Origin of the sequence: Arcicella gelida, assembly GCF_034931025.1 — a bacterium.
GTDB classification, from domain to species: Bacteria; Bacteroidota; Bacteroidia; order Cytophagales; family Spirosomataceae; genus Arcicella; species Arcicella gelida.
This window is the reverse complement of record NZ_JAYGIL010000016.1, coordinates 39527-64666: the sequence shown is the minus strand read 5'-3', so window position 1 is coordinate 64666 and position 25140 is coordinate 39527. Positions and strand designations below refer to the sequence as shown.

The following is a 25140-nucleotide window of genomic DNA, read 5'->3' as shown; positions in this document are numbered from 1 at the left end:
GTTTAAATTTTATAAATTGTTTTTAGTAAAGACGTAGAAATTATTTTGAAGGTTGGAATACATTGAATTTTATTTTACTCGAACAAATTGGTTTCTAGTAAAGCATTGTTGAATTATTAAGGTATCATTGGTAGGTTTCGAAAACTCCCAATAATTAATTCCACAGTAATAACAGTAAACGTTTGAACAGTCTGGGTATTCTGTAAAAGTTATTTTATTCCCAGAGACAGCATACCTATTACCTGCAAAGCAACATTCAGCAGCGGGTTTCCCATCTCTAAGAAACTTTCCGTTATTAGTAAATTCCCAGATAGAAGGTTTTGCGGCAGCAAAAGTTGGATTAACTCGCCAAGTACTCCAAGTGCTATCTTGGCTCATAGACTGAGTAAAACCAGTAGCAACCCATTTTCCTACCAGACCATTAGGAGCAATTTCTTCTTTTGATTTACAAGAAAGCAAAACAAAAAAAGAAATAAGTGAGAGACAAAGTGTTTTCATAATTTCAAAGATTTAAACATTTATTTTACTCGAACAAATTGATTTCTAGTTGTGCATTGTTCTATCACCAAAGTATCGTTTTTTAAATATTCAATTTTCCAAGGACTACAAATAAAAGCACAATCAACCAATGGACAATGATCTGAAAATGTAATTAGGTTATCATCAAGTTGGTACTTATTACCCGCAAAACAGCATTCTCCTCCCGCTTTCCCATCTCTCAAAAAATCCCCTCCTTTTGTAAATTCCCAAACAGAAGGTTTTACGGCAGCAAAAGTTTGAGGAACATACCAATCACTCCAAGTACCGTCAGCATTTTTAGATTGCATCTGTCCCGTCGCAACCCATTTCCCAACCAAACTATTGGGGTTTATTTCTTCTTTTGATTTACAAGAAAGTAAAATCGAAAAAAGAAAAGGTATTATTAGAAAATGCTTTTTCATGTTCTTTAAGGTTATTTTTTACTTAGTTCTATAAAATTCCCTTCTCAAAGAATTTTCTTCCAGTACTAAAGTGTCTTTACGATTTGTTTCAAAAATGTACCCTTCAGGAACACAGGTTGGCGACTTACAAGCACTTGATGCATTCAAAAATGAAATCTTATTGTCGGTGACTTTGTATTTTACACCATTAATACAGCAATCATTGTGGTAGCTTGAACCCGTCAAATAGAAACGATTATCATTTGTAAATTTACAGCCCGGCATTGCTGTAATATTAATCATATCATACCATTCACCTAAAGTGCCATCTTTTCCCCTATTTTGATACCTATATGTTGGAGACCACTCTCCTACTAAAGCTTTAGGGCCAACATCTTCTGAATTACAGCCAATCAAACTAAAAAAACAGAATATTGTCAATGCAAGAGTTTTTTTCATGGGTTCATTTGTTGGCTTTTAAACGATTGTTTTTTAAAACAGAATGCCCAACTCAACAAAGACACCATTCTTCTCCAAAACGTTGGAATCCTGAAAAATCTTTTCTTCCTACTTAATCCTTCCAAAAGCCAGTCATTTATTGTACTTTTGCAGGAATTTTCGCCTCCTATTTATAAAAACATCTCAACAGATAATTTTTCCGATAACGAAATAAACGAATTATAGTCCATAATGAATTTTAAAGAATATAAAAACCTCGACTACGGTCAGGTTGCAGACGAAATCCTTAAATTTTGGCAAGACGAAAAGATTTTTGAAAAATCTATCGAAACCCGTGAGGGCAATCCAACTTTTACTTTTTACGAAGGCCCGCCTTCTGCCAATGGTACTCCCGGTATTCACCACGTGATGGCTCGTGCGATTAAGGATATTTTCTGTCGTTATCAAACTTTAAAAGGCAAGCAGGTAAAACGTAAAGGTGGTTGGGACACTCACGGATTGCCCGTAGAATTACAAGTAGAAAAAGAATTAGGCATTACCAAAGACGATATTGGTAATCTGAAATCTCCAAAATATGTTTCGGTAGAAGAGTACAACAAAAAGTGTCGTGAAACTGTAATGAAATTCACTGACCAATGGAATGACTTGACCGAAAAAATGGGTTACTGGGTGGATTTGGATAATCCATACATTACCTATGAAAACGATTATATCGAATCGGTTTGGCATTTGTTGAAAACCCTTTACGAAAAAGGTTTACTTTACAAAGGCTATACCATTCAACCTTATTCGCCAGCGGCAGGTACTGGGCTTTCTTCTCACGAATTGAACCAGCCGGGTTGTTATCGTGAAGTAAAAGATACTTCGCTGACGGCTCAGTTTAAAGTAAAATTGACAGGTAAATCTGGATTTTTATTTGATGCTGCCAATAGCGACAATGTTTATATTTTAGCTTGGACGACTACACCTTGGACTTTGCCAGCCAACTCAGCTTTGACCGTTGGAAAAAACATTGAATACTCTTTGATTAAATCGTTCAATCCATATACTTACGAGCCTGTAAATGTAGTTTTGGCGAAAGATTTAGTTGGAAAATATTTCAACGAAAAAGGAAAAGATGGCGATTTTTCAACTTATAACGATGGAGATAAAATCATTCCTTGGAAAGAAGTTTTTAGTTTCAAAGGCAATTTCTTAGAAGGCATCGAGTACGAACAACTAATGCCATACATTCAGCCAGAAAGTGCTGCTTTCCGTGTAATTATCGGAGATTTCGTAACAACCGAAGACGGTACTGGTGTGGTTCATACTTCACCAACTTTTGGTGCGGACGACTTTAGAGTAGCACAACAAAGTGGTATTCCTTCGATTTTTGTGAAAGATGAAAACGGAAAAGATGTACCAATCGTCAATCGTCAAGGTCGTTTTGTGGCTGAAATTACTGATTATGCCAACGAACCCGTAAAAGAAGCGTATTTATCAGAAGCAGAAAAAGAAGAACAACGCATCAAACAAGGAAGAGACAAGTATTTGTCAGTTGACGAACGCATTGCGATTCAATTAAAAACTGAAAATAAAGCCTTCAATGTTCAGAAATTCGATCACCCTTATCCACACTGTTGGAGAACCGATAAACCCGTTTTATATTATCCTTTGGACTCTTGGTTTATCCGTACTACGGCAGTAAAAGATAAAATGATTGCCTTGAACAACACGATAAACTGGAAACCTGAATCAACAGGTACTGGTCGTTTTGGAAACTGGTTGGAAAACTTGGTTGACTGGAACTTGTCACGTTCAAGATATTGGGGAACTCCGTTACCAATTTGGCGTTCGGAAGATAGCGAAGAAGTATGTATCGGTTCTTTGAAAGAATTAGAAAATAGCATTACTCACGCTTTAAAAGATGATGTGTTATCTGCTGAGCAACGTGCTGCCAATGAGAAATTTTTGAATTTGTTGAAAGAAGGAAATGAAGATTTACACCGTCCGTTTGTGGATGAAGTATATTTAATTTCAGCTTCGGGCAAAGTGATGACTCGTGAAACAGACTTAATCGACGTTTGGTTTGATTCTGGAGCAATGCCTTATGCACAATGGCATTATCCATTCGAGAATAAAGATATTTTTGATGAAGCGTATCCAGCCGATTTTATCTCGGAAGGTGTTGACCAAACTCGTGGTTGGTTCTTTACTTTGCACGCTATTTCGGCAATGATTTCTGATTCAGTTGCTTTCAAAAATGTAGTTTCAACAGGTTTGGTTTTAGACAAAAACGGCAACAAAATGTCTAAACGCTTAGGCAACGCCGTTGACCCATTTGAAACTTTGAAGAAGTACGGAGCAGACCCAACTCGTTGGTACATGATTACCAACGCACAGCCGTGGGATAACCTTAAATTTGACTTAGCAGGAATTACCGAAGTACGTAACAAATTCTTCGGAACGCTTACAAATACTTATAATTTCTTTGCTTTGTATGCCAATTTAGATGGCTACACGCCAACGGGCAAGCTTGACAAAACGATTGCGACAGAATTAGATCAATGGATTTTATCAAAACTACAAACCTTGATAAAAGAAGTGGACGAGTCTTATAATACTTATGAGCCAACTAAAGCAGGACGTGCCATCCAAGAATTTGTGGGCGACCATCTTTCAAACTGGTATGTGCGTTTGGGCAGAAGACGTTTCTGGAAAGGCGAAGTAACGGCAGACAAACAATCGGCTTATGAAACTTTAGCTTACTGTTTGAAAACTATTGCTCAATTGATGTCGCCAATTGCACCTTTTTATGGCGATTGGTTGTACAAAAACCTAACAGATACAAGTACAGAAGGCGTTCAGTCGGTTCACTTAACCAACTTCCCTAAAGCAGACGAAGCATGGATTAATACAGATTTAGAAACTTCAATGGATTTGGCACAAAGAATTTGTTCTTTGATTCACTCATTGAGAAAAACCAATCGTATTAAAGTACGTCAACCATTATCGAAAATCTTGATTCCGATTTTGAGCGAACAAACTCGTGAACAAATTCGCCATGTGGACGAACTTATCAAGACAGAAGTAAACATCAAAGCTGTAGAATACTTGAACGATGCTTCGGGCGTATTGTCGAAAAAAGTAAAACCAAACTTTAAGGCATTAGGACCAAAATTCGGAAAAGAAATGAAAGCCGTTGCCGCAGTAATTACTGCCATGACAGCCGACGATTTGAAAGCTTTAGAAGAAAACAAAACGATTGCTCTTGAGAATTTCACAATTGCTTTAGAAGATGTTGAAATCCAAACAGAAGATTTACCGGGCTACTTAACGGCATCAGATGCAGGTATTACTGTTGCTTTAGACATCAACATTACGCCAGAGTTGAAACAAGAAGGTATCGCTCGTGATTTTGTGAATCGTATCCAAAACTTACGTAAAGATTCAGGCTTTGAAGTAACTGATAAAATCAGCATTCAATTATTAGATTCGGATGCAGAAGTAACCGCAGGCGTTGTAGCTTTCAAAGACTTCATCAGTCAAGAAGTACAAGCACTCTCGTTGGAAGTAGTCAGCGAATTAGCCGACGGACAAGCAATAGAATTTGAAGAATTGACTTTAACTGTTAAAGTATCAGTACTGTAATTCGGATTTCCAATCCGAGAAAAACAAAGGGAAGCTTTCATAAAACATGAAGGCTTCCCTTTATTTATTAAATCACCCCAATCTATTATTCACAATCATTAACGGTATAGTTTGCTAAAACACTTACTCTATCGGTAGTGGCATTGTAGCTTGTGGTTCCTTTTATACCTATACCTCCATTAGCAACGATATTAGATGAATTCTTTCCAAAAGTAACATTCCCCCAATAACTTTCTCCATCATAATAAGTATAAAAGTAATATTCTCTTCCTTCTCTCAAGGTAATACTACCTTTACCACTTGTTGCATAAGTCCATGCCCAAACACCATTCATAGAATCATAAAAATCAATATAAGTTGATGGTTTAATATTTAGGCTCTTGTTACTACATTTTACAGTAAAATCTATATCTATGTTTAGATAAGCAGGCGGACTTGGCACTGACAACGTTATTGGTATTGAAGTAGCTGTACAAGGACTAAAAGCTTCAGTTCTACCTAAGAATCTATGCCCCTCTCTACTATATACATCTACTTGTAATCTAAAATCTCCGGGTGCATTACTCACATTATATAATCCATTATTGATATTTCCATTTACAACATCAAAATCATACAATTCTTTATAGTAGCTTCTGGCACCAGAATTAGAGACTAAATACACCATTCCAAAATAATCATAACTATTCGCATAATTACTTACATTAGAAGTAACTCTAAAAGACAAATTTGAATTATTATTACTACAAGCACCATAGAACCAATCTAAATTCCAATAAGATAAGTGTGCAGCTTTAAAAGTTGCTGTCAATTTACCATCAGCTCCTTTTGTTACAATTGCTTCTCCTTCTTGTTTCCAAGCACCAGTCTCGCTATCATAGCTCCAAGTAGGAATTTTATCACCTTCATGAACTTTCTGACCTGTTTCAGGATTTTCCAACGCTGCACTTACTCCTACTGCCACTTCAATTGGCTTCGAAAAACTTGTTACTTTTTTCCCATCTGCTTCCATATCTACGGCTACAAAACCACCAGTAATAAACGCACCATCTGAAGAAGTACCATTTTGCATTGTTACATTTTCGGCATCAAAACCTCCTGGAAAACTTACCAGAGCTTCCTCCGTTTCTGTTCCATATTGTACTACTTGTGTTTCCACTGTTTTGGCGTTAATTACATTACCAGACTCATCTTTTACTACTGTCCCAGGTTCAATCGTAATCTTTGCTATTTCTGGCTTTTCGGCAGTAGCAGGAACTGTAATCGTTTCACCGGTTGTGAGTGACATTACATCTGTAGCGACTGCTGTTCCATGTGGAGGAGTTGCCACATTTGTCATAGGAACTTCAAATTCTAACGCATCATCAGGGCTAGTGATTACAATAGTTTTACTTGTAGAAACATAACCTTCCCCAGAAACCGCAACTGTAAATTCAATAGGACTTGCCAGAGATGGATTAACATTCTTGTTAAGCACCAATGGCAGTACATTCCCAATTACAGTATAATCTCTCCCTCCTGTATTATCTAGTACTAAGTCTTTCCCAGGCCCTGCAATAGTTACCTTTAAACCACTTGGTGCTTTTGTTGCATCGGCATTACCATCTACAAACCTCAATAATACGGGTGATTTATAAATGTCTGTATTCACCGTTAATTCTACATCTTCGAATGGATTGATTTTCTGACAAGCGAAGACCACAAAAAGTCCAAAGACTGTATAAAGTATGGGACGAAAATAATTGCTGTATTTTAGTTTCATGATTTCTTATCTTTTAGGATTAAAGTTATTTTACTTGTTTACACGGATTGCTAATCTAACATTCAGCATTGGCCAATAACGCCAGTCATTCATGTTAGCTTGTACTTTGGCTTCTTGTTCATTTATGCTACTTAGGCATTCTGTGCCTGTTAATGAGACCGTATGAATGGTAATGAATATTCAAGAATACTAATGTATTTAATTCATTAATCAAAACATTACAAAACCATAAACGCTACACTACCAATTATCTAAATGATAAGCATTTCTAATGCAGTCACGGAAGAGTTGAATATATTTATTAGTCCGAAGTATCAAAAGAGGTGCCTTGGGTATGCCTAATTTTAATAATTTAAGACTTAGAGTCATGGCAGGCAACATCAATCTTAACAGTAAAGTTGTCTGAGAACCCAAAAATTTGAGTCATTCCAAATTTTCTCTTGAAATTTGGGATGACTCAAGTTAGTAAAAGAAATTAATTACAACTAGCACTAAATGTTCCTGTAATATTAAGGGTATTGGTAGCTGAGTTATAAGCCCCAGAACCAGTAATTCCAGTGCCTGCTGGTAAAGTGAAATTATTTTTTCCTAAAGTAAATAATCCTGATTCGTACCACTTGTTATTATTCCATGTATAAACATAATACTGATGGCCAACAGGTAATTTTATACTATAAACACCATTAGTATTGGTAATAGTTGAACCATAAGTATATCGAATAACGCCATTTACCAAGTATAAATATGTCCAGCCATCTTTACCTGTAAGTGCTTTTGTATAGTCATAGATATAATACCAACCAGAAGGTAAAATTTTAACATCTTTATTAGAACACTTACCTACTATATTCATGTTTATATTTAGGAATTCAGGAGGAGCTGGTGATCCCCAAGTAATATCAACTGCACCCTTTGTACATGGGTTAAATATAGGAGTTTCTGCCAATATGGGTAATCTAGGGTTTAACCATAAGTTAAAATCAGAGATTACTATTTTAGCATTAGGTATATTTGCCACATTAGGGAAAACAACTTTTTTTCCATCAGTTACATATTCCCAGTGTGCCGCAGCTAAATATTGATTTTGAGGTGTTACCAAAGCTACATCGTAATAACCCTCTCTGCCTGCTCCAATATGTAAAGTAACCGTTAGTGGTGTATTACAAGTACCTAAGCCGTAAAAGTAGAACCAGTCAAGATTAAAACAAGACAAATGAGTAGTTTCAAAATTTGCTACAAGTTTGCCACTCGAATTTTTAGTTAAAGTCACATTTCCTTCTTTTTTCCATGCTCCTGTCTCTTCATTTAAGCTCCATAATGGCACAATATCTCCTTCTTTAACATTTTCACCAGATTCAAAATTTGTAGTATTTGTATTTACTTCCATTGATACTTTTACAGGCTGTGAAAACTTCTTGACAGCTGTACCAGAAGCTTGCATATTAATTGACACTAAGCCAGCAGAAACAAAGTTGATACCATTACCATTGTTGATGGGTTGTCCTTGTTCGTCAACAACATTTGTAGGATTGAACCCACCAGGAAAAGCACCATACGAAGTAGGTGAAGTAGGGCTATAATAAACCATGCTTGAGCTTAACTGATTAGCGTTGATAGCAGTACCATTGGCGTCTAATATTTTTGTTCCAGCAGGGATGCTAATTGTTGTAGTTTCAGAAACAGTTGAACTTGGACTAATCTTAAAACTTGTTTCTGTACTAGCCACACCATTGTTAAGTGTAGCCTGTGCTATCGACACAGATGTTCCAGGAGCAGGATTTGATAATTCAATCGCAGAAATGTCAATAACTTTTGTAGTATCAGATTTAATCGTGATGGTTTGAGAAACTGGTGCAAAACCAGGGATTTCTGCATAAATGTTGAACGTAATTGGGTTTGAAGCTGAAGGAGTTGAGCTCTGTGTTAAAGCCAATGGTAACAATCCATGAGAGGCTTGAAAATTAGTGCTTCCTCCATCCATTTTAACCAAACTAGCATCTTTACCACTTATTTTAACCGTAAAATCAGAAGGTACATTTGCTGAAGTACTATTGGCATTAGCAAAATGAATAAGAACTGGAGACTTAGGAACCTCATCATTCACTGTCAGCTCAACACCATCTAATGGATTAATATTCTGGCAGGAAAATACAATTGATAGCCCTACAATGATGTATAATACAGGGCGAAAATAATTTTTAAATTGCTTTTTCATGATTTCTTATCATTTAGGATTAAAGTTATTTTACTTGTTTACACGGATTGCTAATCTAACATTCAGCATTGGCCAATAACGCCAGTCATTCATGTTAGCTTGTACTTTGGCTTCTTGTTCATTCATACTACTTAGGCGTTCTGTACCTGTTAATGATACTACTGGTTCTTTCAAATAATATGTACCTAATTCAAACCCAAAACCAACTCGTTTCTTAGGAACAGCTCTTCCAAAACCAATGCCCACAAAAGGGGCAATTCCTTTACCATAGTCTAGTCCAAATCTGAACGTTCCTACTTCTTCGGGCGTAAATACTGTCTCGCCAAAAGTATAATTCTCTGTTGGTGTGGCTAATACGCCTAATTCACCTTTCAATACATAACTCACGCCTCCAATTAGTTTAAAGCTACTTTTTTCAAATGGGAAATATTCTAACGATAAGCCAACAGCACCCATGTCAAAATTTCCATCTAAATCAACCTTCTCATCTGAAATATCCAATTGCGTATTCATGTTGTATTTGAAGTAATTGTACTTCAATTTGATACTCAAATGACTGTTGTATTGGTAAGAGACATCCAAACTAGGCGTTGTTCCTATGCCTAAACCAATCGCAAATTGTCCATCATTGGGGGCTTTCATCTTAACTTTTTCCTGACAAAAGGCACTCCCACCAATTGTACAGATTATCATTAAAAGCAATAGTAGTTTTTTCATGCTGTGATATTTATAAAGGTTTGTATGTTTGATTCCATTTTATGAGCATTCATTTTGCTTTGTCTAAAAGTATAGACATGCCTATCACCCATGCGATTTGCATGTTTTCTGAAAACAATTGACGTTATTACCTTATGATGCTCTGTTAAATTTGAAGGATATACTTGGCGTAATATGTGTAAAGCCTAGAATTCCTCTTACTTATAATGAAAAGATTACCGAAAGTAATGAAAAAATAAAAGTGACTATCACGCTGTCAATCATAAACGCTTGAAAACTTATTATACGGTCAATTTTTTACTCTTCCATTATAAAATAGCTTAAAATATGTCTTCTAATTGTCTCTCTATCGTATTCTCAATAAACTTTAATTGTAAAAGTAACGACGCCAACTTGGCTAATCAATACCCATTTCTGGGTATTTTTTGAACAAAAAGCCTCTTAAATCAAGTTAAATGCCCTTGCAAATTGACAAAGTTCAAAATAAGAATTAGTATTGAGTTTCTTCTTGATATTTTTCCGATGTGTATCAACCGTTCCTATCGAAATAAATAGCTTTTCTGCTGTTTCTATTGAGCTTGCACCCATTGCCAGTAATTTTAAAATTTCGCATTCACGTTTACTAAGACTTGAAAACAGCTGAATGTTATTTCTCAGAAAATTATTCTCCTCCAACAATCGCTCTGCTTTAAAAGTCATGTGGTGCATGGTGTCGATAGGAAATGCTATCGTAATGGCGAGCAGCGGCTTCCCCGATTCATCACGAGCAAAAACCATTGTGCTTGCCATGTGCCATTTCCACGGAGCATTAATTCCAAAACGCACCTGCTGAAAACAAGTACAAATTTCATCAGCAATATTGCGTTCCATCAAACTCAGTATTTTAGGAGCATAATCTTTAGCATCTTCTGGATTAAAATAACGATAATAATACTCTCCTGAAGCTAAACTGGTAATTTCTTCTAAAGTCACACCTAGCTCCTCTAATCCTCTTGGAGACATCCAAGCTACAGACCAATCTCGAAGGTCGTGTAAAACAACTACTCCTGGTAGCTTATAAGCTACTTTAGCGATTTCGATAATATTTTTGTCTATAATTTTCTGATTTGTATCAATCATCTAGTTCACAAATATTTAGTTTGATATGATAAATATAAGCTCTACAGGCTAAACGATTGAAGTAAATCAGCCATTTCTATCCAAAAAACTTATTATTCGGTTAATTTTTTCGTAAATGCTAAAAGATGAGTCAAGAATCTTAAAGCCATCTTTTTTAATCAAAAACAAGCACAAACCTATCCAAAAGAATCTCCAACCCATCTTTCAGATGGTTCATTGCGTCTTTTTCATAGCTCATCCCATCATTTTGATAGGTGAAGCTATCTAAATGATAGGTTGACGAATCTTTTTTGCGGTTTTTTGCGTGAAAAAGATAGGACATCCTATCTCTGAGATAGATTTACCCATCTTTTTCACGCAATTTCCCGTACAAAAGCGAAGAAAACCGCAAAAATTCAAAAAAGGATTGATACACTTCAAAAACAGTATTAATTCCTTCATTGAATGCTTGTTAACAATTTTTAAGCGTCCAAATGAATACTTCAAACCTGAGAGTTTTTTTTTATTCGTAGCTTTGTAAAATATTATGATTTGAATAGCCACGGTTGTCGCTATTGTGACTTACAGAAAAATGAAAATTCTCGATTTATACATCATTAAAAAATTCCTTACAACGTATTTTTTTGCCGTTTTAATCATCGTCTCTATCATTATGGTGATTGATTATACTGAAAAAATCGACAATTTTATCGATAATAAAGCTTCTCTTCATGCTGTTCTGGTTGACTATTACCTCAACTTTATTCCTTATTGGGCTAATTATATTAGTCCGCTGATGGTGTTTATTGCAACTGTTTTCTTTACCGCCAATTTAGCTGCACGCACTGAAATTATTGCGATTCTGAGTACTGGCGTAAGCTTTATGCGTTTTATCCGTCCTTATATTATTGCTTCTTCCATCGTTGGAGTTCTTACTTTTTTTATGGTTGGTTGGGTAATTCCTAATTCCAATAAAACCAGAATTGCCTTTGAAAGAAAATACGTAGTAGGCTCGTATTATTATAGTGGTAGAGACGTGCATATCAAAATCGGACCGCACGATTATGCCTATATGGAAAGCTACGATACAGGTTCGCAAACGGGTTATCGTTTTTCGTTAGATAAAATTGAAGGACATGAATTAAAAACCAAATTACTAGCTGACCATATTACTTGGGATTCTACCAGAAGAAAATGGTCGATTTTTGATTACCGAGTAAGAACTTTCTTACCTAATGGCAAACAAAAATTAACTTACGGAACAAAAATTGACACCACACTCAATTTACTTCCCAAAGATTTTGAAAGCACTTATCAAATTCATGAAACCTTGACCAATTCTGAACTAGAAAGAACAATTAATCAAATTAGAAGTCGTGGAGCAGATGGTATTGAGATTTTCTTGATTGAGAAATACTTACGTTTTGCCAATCCATTTGCCGTAATTATTCTGAGCGTAATTGGCGTAATTGTGTCTGCTCGTAAATCAAGAGGAGGAGTAGGTTTTCAAATTGCTTTGGGCTTTATGCTAGCCTTTCTGTATATTTTATTCTTTATGATGAGTAAAGGCATTGCACAATCTGGCGGAATGCCTCCGCTCCTAGCCGTTTGGTTGCCTAATTTAGTATTTACAGGTATTGGTGTCATTCTATATTATACCGTGCCGAGGTAGGTCTGAATGATTAAACTCAAAATCATTAGAGTCGGACTTAAGTCCGACCCTATTAAAAAAGGAACATCAACACAATTTTAACATGATTTACTATCAACATTTGGCAATAAATATTTCATGAAAACAAACAGTATAAAAGATTATTTCCAACTCCATTTAGTTGTACTCATCGCAGGATTTACGGCAATTTTGGGTGCCTTAATTTCTGCACATTCTTTAAGTGTTGTCTTTTTCAGAACACTGCTGGCATCGGGAGGTTTGTTGATTTATTTATACTTGAAAAACGTTTCCATCAAAGTTTCTAGCAAAGCTACTTGGCAATTATTAGCAACAGGTGGAATCATTGCTTTACACTGGTTTACGTTTTTTTATGCTGCCAAAATATCAACCGTAGCCATTTGTTTAGCAGGTTTTTCAACAGGTTCATTATGGACAAGCTTGCTAGAACCTATTTGGGATAAAAGAAAAATAAGAGTCATAGAAGTTGGTTTAGGCTTGATGGTAATTGTAGGTTTATACTTAATCTTTTTGTTTGAAGTAAATCATATTCTGGGGCTTTTTGTAGGTGTTTTCTCAGCATTTCTGAGTGCCCTTTTCTCTGTAATCAATTCCAGATTTGCCAAACACCATAGTCCACAAATCATTACTTTTTATGAAATGTTGGGTGCTACCATTTTTACATTTGTACCAGTTATGTATTTGTTTTTTGAAGGAAGTGCCGATTTCAAAATCATTCCACAAGGTTTAGATTGGCTTTGGATATTGATTTTAGCATTGGTTTGTACGGTGTATGCTTTTGCAGAAGGAGTAGAATTGATTCGGAAGTTTTCAGCCTTTACTTTCAACCTTACTTTAAATCTTGAACCCGTTTATGGTATCATTTTAGCTTATTTAATTTTCGGAGAAAAAGAACAAATGACAACAGGTTTTTATGCAGGGACATTCATCATTTTGGCTTCTGTTTTACTTTATCCATTACTCAAAAAGAGTAAATTCTCTAAGAATTGAGTACTCAGACAAGTAAAATCAAATCAGGTTTTGAATCGTCAAAAGGCTTAATCTAAACTTTTTAAGTTATCTTTGAAGTTAATTATCATTAAGGTTTATCGTATTCAGGGCGATTTGATTCTTTTCTCTATAGCAAAATCTATTCAATCACACAGTCTTAACTTGTTTATACTGATAAACCAATCCTAAATATCCTTATTCAATGAAACTTTCTATTGTCATTCCTTCTTATAATGAAGCAAAAACCATCCATTTAATTCTTGATAAAGTCAGGGCATTACAATTGGTAAATGACATCGAAAAAGAAGTAATTGTGGTTAATGACTGTTCTACAGATAATACAAATACTGAAATAGAAAAGTACATCAATCAACATAATTTCCCGATTAGTTATCATAGCCATGCTGTCAATCAAGGTAAAGGAGCAGCGATTAGAACAGGTATTCAAAAAGCAACTGGCGATTTAATCATCATCCAAGATGCCGATTTAGAATATGACCCTAACGAATATAATATCATGCTAATGCCTATTATCAACGGACATGCTGATGTTGTTTATGGCTCAAGATTTGCCAGTGGACGTGCCCATAGAATTCTATTCTTTTGGCATACGATTGGGAATAAATTCCTTACTTTTTTAAGCAATATGCTTAATAATTTGAATCTTACCGACATGGAAACTTGCTACAAATTGTTTCGTGCCGATATTATAAAAGGAATTCGTTTAGAAGAAAACCGTTTTGGATTTGAACCAGAAGTAACTGCTAAAATTGCAAGAATTAAGAATATTCGTATTTATGAAGTAGGGATTTCGTACTATGGAAGAACTTATGCAGAAGGTAAAAAAATAAACTGGAAAGATGGTTTCAGAGCGATTTACTGTATTCTTAAATACGGACTTTTCAAATAACAATTTCATTTTGACAAGTAGCATTTGTAACATAAACGATGTGGTTGTGTGGATTAAAGTATTATATCAATGTTTGACATTCACAATTCATCTCTCATAATTCATAACTATTATTTGCCTTCACCCACAAACATTTTAATTCCTTGAAAACCCCTCAAATTTCAATTATCGCCCCGCTCTATAACGAAAGTGAGACTTTTCCATTTTTAGTAGAAAGGTTAAATAACTTAATGGATTCGGTTCAAGAAAGCATTGAAATTGTTTTGATAGATGATGGAAGTCGTGATAATACAGCAGAGCTGATGCAGGCTTTGGCTTTGACCGACGAAAGATATCATTGCTTATTTTTAGCTAGAAACCACGGACATCAATTAGCTCTTACTGCTGGTTTGGCAGTTTCAAAAGGTAGCGAAGCCGTTATGGTAATTGATGGAGATTTACAAGATCCACCAGAATTATTAACCGAATTTTATCCTTATTTAAAACAAGGTTATGACGTGGTATATGCAGTACGAAAACAACGAAAAGAGAATTTTGTAAAAAGAAGTGCCTATTATCTTTTCTATCGTTTACTGAAAAGTATTGCTTATGTGGACATTCCATTAGATAGTGGCGATTTTGCTTTAATGAGTCGCAGAGTAGTCAATATCATGAATAAAATGCCAGAGGAAAGTCGCTATTTAAGAGGCATGCGTACTTGGGTTGGCTTTAAACAAATTGGTGTCGAATATGCTAGAGAGGAACGCCACTCAGGTGAATCGAAATATTCATTCAAACAACTTTTCAATTTAGCTTACAGTGGTATTTTTAACTTTAGTGAATTTCCAATCAAATTTGTATCACGCTTAGGAGTATTTTCAATCATCGTTTCATTGATTTACTTTATCAGCGTATTGATTAAAAAGTATTATTTCCAAGAAGTCATCGAAGGTTTTCCTGCTTTACTTTTTATGATTATACTTTTTAGTGGTGTACAATTATTTGCATTAGGAGTACTTGGCGAATATATTCTTCGGGTATTTTTCCAGTCTAAAAACAGACCATTATTTATTATCAAAAGCGAAATTCATAACAAGGAATTTGTAGAATAAATCATTGAGTGATGAATATTTACTTGGTAGATAAAAATAAGGGGAATGATTTCAAAGTCATTCCCCTTATTTTTATCTACCAATAGCCACTCTTCTCAGAATTGTATCAATTACTTGCATTGTTGTAATTCCATCAGCTTCGGCTTCATAATTGAGCATAATTCTATGGTTCAATACGTCTGGAGCAATTTCTTTAATATCTTCTGGCAATACATAATCTCTTCCATCTAAATATGCCAATACTTTTGCTGCCAAATTCAAATTGATACTTGCACGAGGTGATGCTCCAAATTGCACATAACGAGCTTCCTCTCTAAGTCCATAATCACCAGGTTTACGAGTAGCAAAAATCAATTCAATAATATATTTTTCAAGCGTTTCAGAAATCGTAATATCGTTAATCTCTTTTCGGATTTTAAAAATATCTTCTTTATCAAGAATTGCCTGAGGCTGATAATTAAAATCCATGTTCGACATCTTCCTCATTACTTCCAGCTCTTGCTCTTTATTCAAATAATCCACAAAAACCTTTAGCATAAATCTGTCCACTTGTGCCTCAGGCAAGGGGAAAGTACCTTCTTGTTCAACAGGGTTTTGCGTAGCTAATACCAAAAAAGGTTTATCGAGCGGATAAGTAAAATCACCAATGGTTACTTGTTTTTCCTGCATCGCCTCCAAAAGAGCCGATTGTACTTTTGCTGGTGCACGGTTTACTTCATCAGCCAAAATAATATTGGCAAAAACGGGCCCTTTTTTCACTTCAAAATCATCGGATTTACGGCTGTAAATCATCGTTCCAATCAAATCAGCAGGAAGTAAATCGGGCGTAAACTGAATTCTATGAAAATCTAGTTTAAGAATTTTTGATAAGGTGTTTACAGATAATGTTTTAGCCAAACCCGGTACGCCTTCCAACAAAACATGCCCGCCAGTAAACAAGCCAATGAGTAATCGATTAGTCAATTTTTCATGACCAACCACTACTTTACCCATCTCTTCAAATACTTGATTTATTTTTTCTCTTGAAGTCATATATTATATCAAGGAGAGTGCTTGTTATCATTGTAAAAAATCACGAAACAACCACACTCCCCTAATCAAAGCCTTTAAATTGTTCATTATAGAACAATTTTACGAAAAAAAATTGTAATAGCCTCTCATTTACTTTTTCCAAGTGAATAGCTAAGTGCAAGCGAAACTTTTTGGATATTACCAGTGATATAAACAAAAGGTCTAAACCCTGCATCTGTTTTACTGTAGGCTAGTTCAACATTCATTCTATTAATTTTTGTACCTACACCGAGTTTATAGCCAGCAGCATCACTCAAACTCTGATAAATAAAGTCTGTACTTTTTTGGGCTAATCTCTTTTCCAACATCAGCGAGGCATTGAGATATACATCAAGTTTTTTAGGAGCATTTTTATAGATTGAATACTGGGGTCCAATACATAATCCTAAATATGAAGTGTTTGTCGGAGCAACATAGGTTGAATACAATTTAACATCCTCCTCATAAAAACTATATAATAAATCAATTTTCACTCCAAATCTTCTTCTTTTCGAAGGCAAATCAAGTAATACTCCCCCACCTACCGATGCGGATTTCAAACCAGATTTATCATAGTTTTCTACATAATAGGAAAGATTTTTATCCACAACAAAACCATAAGTACCAACGGCAGCAATTATAAAAAAAGTAGATTTGAATTTTTCTTTTTTAGATACTTCAACTGGTTTATTATCCCCAAAAAAAGCATTATATTTAATTATCAATGGTGTTAAAGCTGTTTCACGGTAGAGGTATTTAAATACTTGACCGGTATAATTTGAACAGTCCTCACATAAATCATACAATTGTTTGTTGTAGGTATCAAGGTGTACTTCAAAAGTACCAGATTCCGTCTTTCTAAGAAAACGATGGTCTATAAGCTCTTGAATTGGTTCATTCAGTTTCTCAATAAAGAAATGTCCTTTTGTGTTCCCATCCTTCAAATAGTATAAATTTAGTCTTCCTTTTATCAATTGTTTCAAGAACACAGTAGTATCCACAAGTACTCTATCATAGCTATGTAATAACTTAGCAGACATGTGTGGGGTAATATCCAAGGATATTTTCTTACGTACATAAGTTACTTCATTATTAATCACAAAGCTCTGAATATCGCTTAGTCCATACTTAATAACATTTTGATTTTCTTGTTTGAATTTAATTTGAGAAGGGGCTTGAATCCACTTTTTGTTATCAATTTTACCTCTGATGGTATCGCCAGCATTGTTAACGATATAGCCCGCCATAAACTCTTTTTGAGCTTTGCTAGAATAGTGCGACAGAACTGTAATAAATAAAGCAAATAGAAGTTTTTTCATGTAATTTTTAATTGTGTGATTATAGAATTTATGATTGAAAATGCCTTATCGAACCTATTGAAATTTTAATTATACTTTAACGAGGTAATTTATAAAATTTACGTTAAAGCTAAACTATTATTCAAATAAAAACAACAGACCATACTATAGTTTTGTGAGTTTACTATTAAATTCCCATAGCCTAAATATTAAACTATTTCTCAAACTTCTTGCAATATCATTGCATTGGTTATCTTTGTAAAAACATCAACAGCATGATAGCCACCCAAAACTTAACTTTCTCTTATTCGTCTGAAAAGAACTTTACTTTCCCAGATTTTTCCTGTGCCGACCGTGAAACAATGCTTATTTTGGGTAAATCAGGAAAGGGTAAAACTACTTTTTTACATTTAATGGCTTTTTTATTGAAACCTACTGGCGGTAAAATTCAGATTAACAACCAAGAAATTAGCGATTTTTCGGTAAGTACTGCGGCAGATTTCAGAGCAAAAAATGTAGGAATTATTTATCAGAAACCTCATTTTGTTCATTCTTTGTCGGTCATGGAGAATTTACTTTTAGCCAATTATTTAGCAGGAAAATCTCAAGCAAAAGACCTTGCCAAACACTTAGCCGAAAGTTTGGGATTCGCAGAACATCTTCATAAAAAAACCACGCAATTATCACAAGGCGAACAGCAAAGAGTAAGTATCGCCAGAGCTTTGATGAATAAACCTTCTGTGATTTTGGCGGATGAACCTACCTCAAGTTTGGACGATGACAATTGCTTGAAAGTAGTAGATTTATTGAAAAAGCAAATTGAAGAAATTGGAGCAAGTTTGGTAGTAGTTACGCACGACCAACGCCTGAAAGATGTGGTGGAAAAACGTATAAATTTATAGCAAATGAACTTACTAAAAATATCTTGGAGTAACCTGAAAGACAAGCCACTCACCAGTTTTTTAAGTATTTTGTTGATGGCTTTGGGTATTGCCATTATTTCGTTGTTACTCTTGGCAGGTAAACAATTAGAAGAAAAATTTACCCGAAATGTAGCAGGAATCGACATGATTGTTGGGGCGAAAGGCAGTCCGCTACAATTGATTTTAGCCAGTATTTACCAAATTGACGCTCCGACGGGAAATATTTCTTTGGAAGAAGCCAACAGACTTACTCGTAATCCTTTAGTAAAATCTGCCATACCATTATCTATAGGCGACAGCTACCAAGGTTATAGAATTGTAGGAACAAACGAAAAGTACCTACAACATTTTGAAGCTGAATATGAAGCAGGAAAAGTATTTTCTGAAGCGATGGAAATGGTTGTGGGTGCTAAAGTTGCCAAAAATTTAGAACTAAAAGTAGGTGATACTTTTGCTTCGCAGCATGGCTACGATAAAGAAGGAGATGTTCACGAAGAAAAGAAATTTAAAGTAGTTGGTATTTTGAAAAATACCAATTCGGTACTCGACCAATTGATGGTGACACCACTCGAAAGCGTTTGGGCTGTACACGATTCTCATCACGAAGAAGAAGCTGGCAAAGGAGCAAATGCTTTAAAACTTTTAGAAGAAGATACAAGCACAGACGAAGAACATCATCACGAAGAAGAAGCCAAAGAAATTACTTCTATGTTGATAAAATTCAGAAATCCAGCAATGGGGATGATGATGGCAAGAAGTATCAATCAAAATACTACGATGCAAACGGCTTCGCCTGCTATCGAAATCAATCGTTTATTTGCTTTGATGGGTTTTGGAATTGATACTTTAAAAATTATTGCTTTGGTTATCATCATCGTTTCGGGTTTGAGCGTATTTGTTTCACTGTACAATTCACTCAAAGAGCGAAAATATGAGATGGCTCTGATGCTTTCGATGGGAGCAAGCAGAACCAAATTATTCTTTTTACTTCTATTAGAAGGATTGATAATCAGCAGTATAGGATTTGTAATTGGCATCTTTTTGAGTAGAACAGGATTATGGTTAATGTCGAAAAATGTAGAACAAAATTTTCATTATGACTTCAACGTTTTATCTTTGTTGACAGAAGAGTTTTGGTTATTCCTCGGAGCATTATTCATTGGTTTATTGGCAGCAGCCATTCCATCTTTAGGTATTTATAAAATAGATATTTCAAGAACTTTAGCGGATGAGTAGTTCGATATTAGCATTCGGATTTCAGATTTTGGCTATCATTCTTACCAAATAGCTTAATAAGCTAAAATTAAAAAAATCTGCGTGAATCAGCGGTTTTAAAATCTCTAAAATCAGCGGGTAAAAATCAACAATCTCCGCTCAGATTAACTAAAATTTGAAATTCGGAGTAAAAAATTCCAAAACTAAAAATCAACAAAAAACTAAAAATGAAAATAAAATCATTACTCGTATTCGGTGTTTTATGCTTGGCTTTATCAGCTGCAACACCCATGAAAAAGCCAGTGGCTTTGCCTGCGGAAAAACTTACTTGGGATATTTTAAAAGATGTAGTTTTCAAGAAAAAATGGTATCCACAAGAATCTATTTTTATGCTATATCCAACTTTTGGTCCAGGCATAAAAAAATTAGAAAATAAAGAAGTAATCATTAAAGGTTATGTAATTCCTGTTGACGCTGCTACCAATATGTATGTACTTTCGGCATTTCCTTACAGCCAATGTTTTTTCTGTGGTGGTGCTGGGCCTGAGTCTGTGATGTCTTTAAAACCTAAAAAGGGAGCTGCTCACAAGTACAAAACTGATGAAATGCACACTTTCAAAGGCAAGTTAAAATTGAATGCCGATGATATTTACGAAATGAATTATATTTTAGAAGAAGCTGATTTAATAGAATAATAAGCATAGTTTAATCGAAGCCAGAGGAATCAATTCTTCTGGCTTTTTTTATGTCGTAATTTTCAGAAAAAGTTTTTTAATTTTTATTCAACCAAATAATATTTTGATTCTAAAATAAAAACAGCCTATTAGCATATCAAAATACTACTTCAGAAACATCATAGAACACTTTATCCAGCTTATTCCCAAACATTCTACTGAAAATCTATTTTTATCGGAAAATTACACTATCAAAAAATAATTGTAAATTATCCAACAATAATACCATTTACAATTCATCAATAATCTCAAATCGTCCTAAATTATGTCAATCTCAAATAAAGTATTTCATAAAGAATTGCTTTCAGAAATGAAGCAACGTTTAATAAAAATAAAAGAAGGTGGTGGTCTTAAAAATATTCAAAAGCAACACGAACGAGGTAAATTAATCGCCCGTGAACGCATTGATTACTTAATAGACCAAGGAAGCGAATTTCAAGAAATTGGTGCTTTTGTGGGTTATGAAATGTATGAAGAACATGGCGGTTGTCCAGCAGGTGGAACAGTTGGCGGTTTAGGTTATATTTCAGGACAATTGTGCGTCATCGTTGCCAACGACCAAACCGTCAAAGCAGGTGCGTACTTTCCGATTACAGGAAAAAAGAACCTGCGTTTCCAAGAAATCGCCATGCAAAATCAATTGCCAATTATTTACTTGGTAGATAGCGCAGGTGTTTTTTTACCAATGCAAGACGAAATTTTTCCTGATAAAGAACATTTCGGTAAAGTATTTTATAATAACTCAATCATGAGTGCGATGGGAATCACGCAAATCTCTGCTGTGCTGGGAAGTTGTGTGGCAGGTGGTGCTTACTTGCCAATCATGTCTGACGAAACCCTAATGGTAAAAGGACAAAGTTCTATCTTTTTGGCTGGTCCATATTTAGTAAAAGCAGCTATTGGTGAAGAAATTGATGCAGAAACTTTGGGCGGAGCGAATACTCACAATACTATTTCAGGCAACGCAGATTATCAGTTTGATACCGAACAAGAATGTCTCGACCAAATTAAAAGAACAATCGGTAAATTAGGACAATTTGAAAAAGCTGGCTTTAATAGAAGTACTCCAAAAAATCCGACTAAAAATTTGGAAGAAATACTAGATATTTTGCCTGAACTCAGAACCAAACCTTATGATATGCGTGAAATCATCGAACGCTTAGTAGATGATTCTGAATTTGATGAATTTAAAAAAGAGTACGGAAAAACGATTATTTGTGGCTATGCTCGCATTGATGGCTGGGCCGTTGGCATTGTGGCAAATCAGCGATTGGTGATTAAAAATACCAAAGGCGAAGTACAAATCGGTGGCGTAATTTATAATGATTCAGCCGATAAAGCGGCTCGTTTTATCATGAATTGCAATCAGAAAAAGATTCCTCTAGTTTTCTTACAAGATGTTACTGGTTTTATGGTCGGTAGTCGTTCAGAACATTCAGGAATTATTAAAGATGGTGCTAAAATGGTGAATGCTGTTTCAAATTCTATCGTTCCAAAAATCACGATTATCATTGGCAATTCTTATGGAGCAGGCAATTATGCCATGTGCGGCAAGGCATTCGACCCACGTTTTATTTATGCTTGGCCAAGTGCTAAAATTGCCGTAATGGGAGGCGAACAAGCAGCACAAACATTACTCCAAACCCAAGTAGCATCAATGAAAGCGAAAGGCAAAGTAATCAGTAAAGAAGATGAAGATAATATTTTGAAGGAAATCAAAGACAAATACTACACGCAAACTACGCCATACTATGCGGCGGCACGTTTATGGGTAGATGAAATTATAGACCCATTAGCCACAAGAAGTATTATTTCAACAAGTATTTCAGCAGCGAATCATTCACCAATTACGAAAGAATTCAAAACGGGGATTTTACAAGTCTGACCAGACCCATCTTGAAATAATACAGATTTTAAACCGATTTTAAGAAGTGTAGCATCATAGAAAAGGCGAGCAAATATTCTCGAAAAATGAAAGATTCAAAGATAAATTGGGTTAAAAAGGGCTAAAATTGACTATTTTTCACTTTATACAAATATTTATTAAAAACTTTTGAAAACATATTTGTCTAAAACTCAAACATTTACTACCTTTGCAGTCCTGTTTCAAAGACACATCTTCGTTTTTCAGTTTGATTGGGTTGTAATTTACTGATAATCAATAGAAAACGATTTTTTATAACCAATTAAGCAAACAAAGCAATGGCTAAGAAAGGCAATAGAATCCAAGTGATTTTGGAATGTACTGAGCAAAAAACTTCAGGCGTTCCAGGGATGTCTCGTTACATCACTAAGAAAAACCGTAAAAACACTACAGCTCGTTTAGAGTTGAAGAAATACAATCCTTTCATGAAGAAAGTGACTGTTCATAAAGAAATTAAGTAATTCATTTTAGTTGTCAATTACAAGTTATCAAGTCTGTGTTATCGTAATTGCTGAGTTTACTCATCAATTAGGTTGTAATCAGTAGATAACTCAAAACGGATAACAATAACTTATACAAAGAAATGGCAAAGAAAGTAGTTGCAACCCTTAAGAAAGAAGGTGGCGTAAAATACGCAAAAATCGTTAAAGCAGTGAAAAACCCTGCTACTGGTGCTTACACATTCAAAGAAGAAATCGTTCTTCAAGATGAAGTAGCAGCAGCGTTGAAAGGTTAATTCTTTCGACTTAAAAAAAAGTCCCCTATCTAAATAAAGTTAGGGGACTTTTTTTGTTTTATATTTGGAAAATTTGTAGCTTATTCAATATTAGTTTAAAGAGAAAAAATTGGGTAATTTCAGCTAATGATATTGATTCTCCAATAGTTGACTGCTACAAACCAAAATGATAACTGAAAACTAATAACCAAAACATGGGCTTATTTGATTTTTTTAAGAAAAAAGAAACCTTAAATACCGAAGAAAAAGAAACACTTGATAAAGGATTAGAAAAGACCAAAGAAGGACTTTTTTCTAAATTGAGTAGAGCGGTGGTCGGCAAATCTAAAGTCGATGAAGAGGTATTAGATGAATTAGAAGAAATTTTAATCTCTTCGGATGTTGGCGTTGATACAACCCTTAAAATCATCCGTAGAATTGAAGAACGTGTAGCCAGAGATAAATTTGTAACAACAGCCGAATTAGACGGATTACTCAGAGAAGAAATTGCTGAATTATTAGCACAAAACAAATCTGACGATGTTTCAAATGCCTTTAAAGCAAATGTTAAGCCTTATGTAATTATGGTTGTGGGCGTTAACGGTGTTGGAAAAACAACTACTATTGGAAAACTGGCTTCACAATTTCATAAAGCAGGCAACAAAGTAATATTAGGAGCAGGCGATACTTTTAGAGCCGCTGCTGTTGACCAATTGAAACTTTGGGGACAAAGAGTAGGCGTAACGGTAATCGACCACGGAATGAACAGTGACCCTGCTTCTGTGGCTTATGATACCGTAAAACAAGCCGTGGAACAAGATGCTGACGTTGTAATTATTGATACCGCTGGGCGTTTACACAATAAAGTAAACTTGATGAATGAGCTTTCTAAAATCAAGCGTGTTATGCAAAAGTTTTTACCTGATGCACCGCACGAGATTTTATTGGTCCTAGATGGCTCTACAGGACAAAATGCTTTTATTCAAGCACAAGAGTTTACAAAAACTACCGATGTTACGGCTTTAGCTATTACTAAATTAGACGGTACTGCCAAAGGTGGTGTAGTTATCGGAATTTCTGATCAATTTAAAATTCCTGTGAAATACATTGGTGTGGGTGAAAAGATAGAAGATTTACAGGTTTTCAATAAAAAAGAATTTGTTGATTCATTATTCAAGAGAAAATAATCTTTGACATGATCAAAGTTAAAATCTTCATACTCATTTTAGGGTGTCTTTCGATGATTGGTACTTTTGGACAGAAAACTAAGAAAAAACTAAAAAGGAAAATTACACTTCCTGCTTCTGTACAAAAGATAATCTCAAACAAAGAAACATCCACTGGAGCTAAAACTGACTCCAGCAGTTCAGCCTTGGTGCAACAGGGAATTTGTGGTACTATTTTCTGGAAGGCTGGAAATATGATGCCTTCGCCTGATCAACCAACACCAAAAGCCAAACCTGCCCAAAGAGAGTTAGTTGTTTACGACCTTACAAATACCGCTGAAACAACCCGTGAAAACGGTTTTTATCAAACCATTGCTACAAAATTTATTAAAAGTGTAAAGTCTGATGAAGATGGTAAATTTTGTGTAAGTCTAGAAGAAGGACGATATTCTTTATTTGTTCGTGAAGGCGACAAAGGATTATACGCAAATTCCTTTGATGGCAATGGTAATATTTTCCCCATTAAAGTAAGTAAAGATAAAATATCAATTACCGTTTTTACGATTGATTATCAAGCTTCTTACTAAAAGAAAAAGGGTTCTAACATTTGTTCTTGTACAAATATTAGAACCC

Annotated in this window: 22 protein-coding genes; 13 read left to right on the top strand and 9 right to left on the bottom strand. The window is 35.0% G+C overall.

Annotated features, from left to right (window positions below):
- Positions 1-69: 69 nt before the first annotated feature.
- Genes VB776_RS13970 through VB776_RS13960 form a run of 3 tightly spaced genes read right to left on the bottom strand, consistent with a single transcriptional unit; the run spans position 70 to position 1379 of the window.
- Positions 70-498 (bottom strand): hypothetical protein, encoded by a 429-nt coding sequence (locus tag VB776_RS13970; RefSeq protein ID WP_323697330.1) that lies wholly within the window; start codon positions 496-498, stop codon positions 70-72.
- Positions 499-518: 20 nt separating this feature from the next.
- A complete protein-coding gene (locus tag VB776_RS13965; RefSeq protein WP_323697329.1) occupies positions 519-941 on the bottom strand; it encodes a hypothetical protein in 423 nt (140 codons plus the stop codon).
- An 18-nt stretch (positions 942-959) separates the two neighbouring features.
- The gene (locus tag VB776_RS13960) at positions 960-1379 is read right to left on the bottom strand and encodes a hypothetical protein (protein ID WP_323697328.1); all 420 of its coding nucleotides are present in this window, start codon (positions 1377-1379) and stop codon (positions 960-962) included.
- Between the two features lie 231 nt (positions 1380-1610).
- Here VB776_RS13960 and ileS point away from each other — a divergent pair, with 231 nt between their 5' ends.
- On the top strand, positions 1611-5009 hold the full coding sequence (ileS, locus tag VB776_RS13955) for an isoleucine--tRNA ligase (RefSeq protein ID WP_323697326.1): 3399 nt from the start codon (positions 1611-1613) through the stop codon (positions 5007-5009).
- 85 nt (positions 5010-5094) lie between these two features.
- Here the strand turns inward: ileS and VB776_RS13950 are convergent, their stop codons facing one another.
- The 4 genes from VB776_RS13950 to VB776_RS13935 all read right to left on the bottom strand — a co-directional run bounded on the left by VB776_RS13950 (position 5095) and on the right by VB776_RS13935 (position 10822).
- Entirely contained in the window at positions 5095-6771 is a 1677-nt protein-coding gene (locus VB776_RS13950) for an astroprincin family protein (RefSeq protein ID WP_323697324.1), read from the bottom strand.
- Between the two features lie 475 nt (positions 6772-7246).
- A complete protein-coding gene (locus VB776_RS13945; protein ID WP_323697322.1) occupies positions 7247-8986 on the bottom strand; it encodes a hypothetical protein in 1740 nt (579 codons plus the stop codon).
- Positions 8987-9016: 30 nt separating this feature from the next.
- Complete coding sequence (locus VB776_RS13940) at positions 9017-9703, bottom strand: hypothetical protein (RefSeq protein ID WP_323697320.1); 687 nt, start codon at positions 9701-9703, stop codon at positions 9017-9019.
- Positions 9704-10144: 441 nt separating this feature from the next.
- The gene (locus tag VB776_RS13935) at positions 10145-10822 is read right to left on the bottom strand and encodes a helix-turn-helix transcriptional regulator (protein ID WP_323697318.1); all 678 of its coding nucleotides are present in this window, start codon (positions 10820-10822) and stop codon (positions 10145-10147) included.
- Positions 10823-11393: 571 nt separating this feature from the next.
- Here VB776_RS13935 and VB776_RS13930 point away from each other — a divergent pair.
- The 4 genes from VB776_RS13930 (at position 11394) to VB776_RS13915 (ending at position 15482) form a co-directional block, all read left to right on the top strand.
- Positions 11394-12473: an LptF/LptG family permease gene (locus VB776_RS13930; protein WP_323697317.1), complete on the top strand. Its 1080-nt coding sequence runs from the start codon at positions 11394-11396 to the stop codon at positions 12471-12473.
- A gap of 117 nt (positions 12474-12590) precedes the next feature.
- Positions 12591-13481 (top strand): DMT family transporter, encoded by an 891-nt coding sequence (locus tag VB776_RS13925; RefSeq protein WP_323697315.1) that lies wholly within the window; start codon positions 12591-12593, stop codon positions 13479-13481.
- A gap of 202 nt (positions 13482-13683) precedes the next feature.
- Positions 13684-14391 carry a glycosyltransferase family 2 protein gene (locus VB776_RS13920; RefSeq protein WP_323697314.1) on the top strand — a complete coding sequence of 236 codons (708 nt, stop codon included), beginning with the start codon at positions 13684-13686 and terminating at the stop codon, positions 14389-14391.
- A 143-nt stretch (positions 14392-14534) separates the two neighbouring features.
- Positions 14535-15482: a glycosyltransferase family 2 protein gene (locus tag VB776_RS13915; protein WP_323697312.1), complete on the top strand. Its 948-nt coding sequence runs from the start codon at positions 14535-14537 to the stop codon at positions 15480-15482.
- Between the two features lie 72 nt (positions 15483-15554).
- Here VB776_RS13915 and VB776_RS13910 read toward each other — a convergent pair whose 3' ends face one another.
- Positions 15555-16514: an AAA family ATPase gene (locus VB776_RS13910; protein WP_323258697.1), complete on the bottom strand. Its 960-nt coding sequence runs from the start codon at positions 16512-16514 to the stop codon at positions 15555-15557.
- 125 nt (positions 16515-16639) lie between these two features.
- Positions 16640-17851, bottom strand: coding sequence for a hypothetical protein (locus tag VB776_RS13905; protein ID WP_323697311.1), 1212 nt, complete (start codon positions 17849-17851; stop codon positions 16640-16642).
- 254 nt (positions 17852-18105) lie between these two features.
- Here VB776_RS13905 and VB776_RS13900 point away from each other — a divergent pair, with 254 nt between their 5' ends.
- From VB776_RS13900 to VB776_RS13865, 8 genes are all read left to right on the top strand, one after another.
- Positions 18106-18732 (top strand): ABC transporter ATP-binding protein, encoded by a 627-nt coding sequence (locus VB776_RS13900; protein ID WP_323697310.1) that lies wholly within the window; start codon positions 18106-18108, stop codon positions 18730-18732.
- 3 nt (positions 18733-18735) lie between these two features.
- Positions 18736-19989 carry an ABC transporter permease gene (locus tag VB776_RS13895; protein ID WP_323697309.1) on the top strand — a complete coding sequence of 418 codons (1254 nt, stop codon included), beginning with the start codon at positions 18736-18738 and terminating at the stop codon, positions 19987-19989.
- A gap of 206 nt (positions 19990-20195) precedes the next feature.
- Entirely contained in the window at positions 20196-20663 is a 468-nt protein-coding gene (locus VB776_RS13890; protein WP_407653831.1) for a DUF3299 domain-containing protein, read from the top strand.
- Between the two features lie 304 nt (positions 20664-20967).
- Positions 20968-22587 (top strand): acyl-CoA carboxylase subunit beta, encoded by a 1620-nt coding sequence (locus VB776_RS13885; RefSeq protein WP_323697307.1) that lies wholly within the window; start codon positions 20968-20970, stop codon positions 22585-22587.
- A gap of 317 nt (positions 22588-22904) precedes the next feature.
- Positions 22905-23087, top strand: a complete 183-nt coding sequence (gene rpmG / locus VB776_RS13880) for a 50S ribosomal protein L33 (protein WP_184135005.1) — start codon at positions 22905-22907, stop codon at positions 23085-23087.
- Between the two features lie 122 nt (positions 23088-23209).
- Entirely contained in the window at positions 23210-23362 is a 153-nt protein-coding gene (locus tag VB776_RS13875; protein ID WP_309924211.1) for a DUF4295 domain-containing protein, read from the top strand.
- A 194-nt stretch (positions 23363-23556) separates the two neighbouring features.
- A complete protein-coding gene (gene ftsY / locus VB776_RS13870; protein WP_184135001.1) occupies positions 23557-24528 on the top strand; it encodes a signal recognition particle-docking protein FtsY in 972 nt (323 codons plus the stop codon).
- Positions 24529-24581: 53 nt separating this feature from the next.
- Positions 24582-25094, top strand: coding sequence for a carboxypeptidase regulatory-like domain-containing protein (locus VB776_RS13865; protein WP_323697306.1), 513 nt, complete (start codon positions 24582-24584; stop codon positions 25092-25094).
- Positions 25095-25140: the final 46 nt, after the last annotated feature.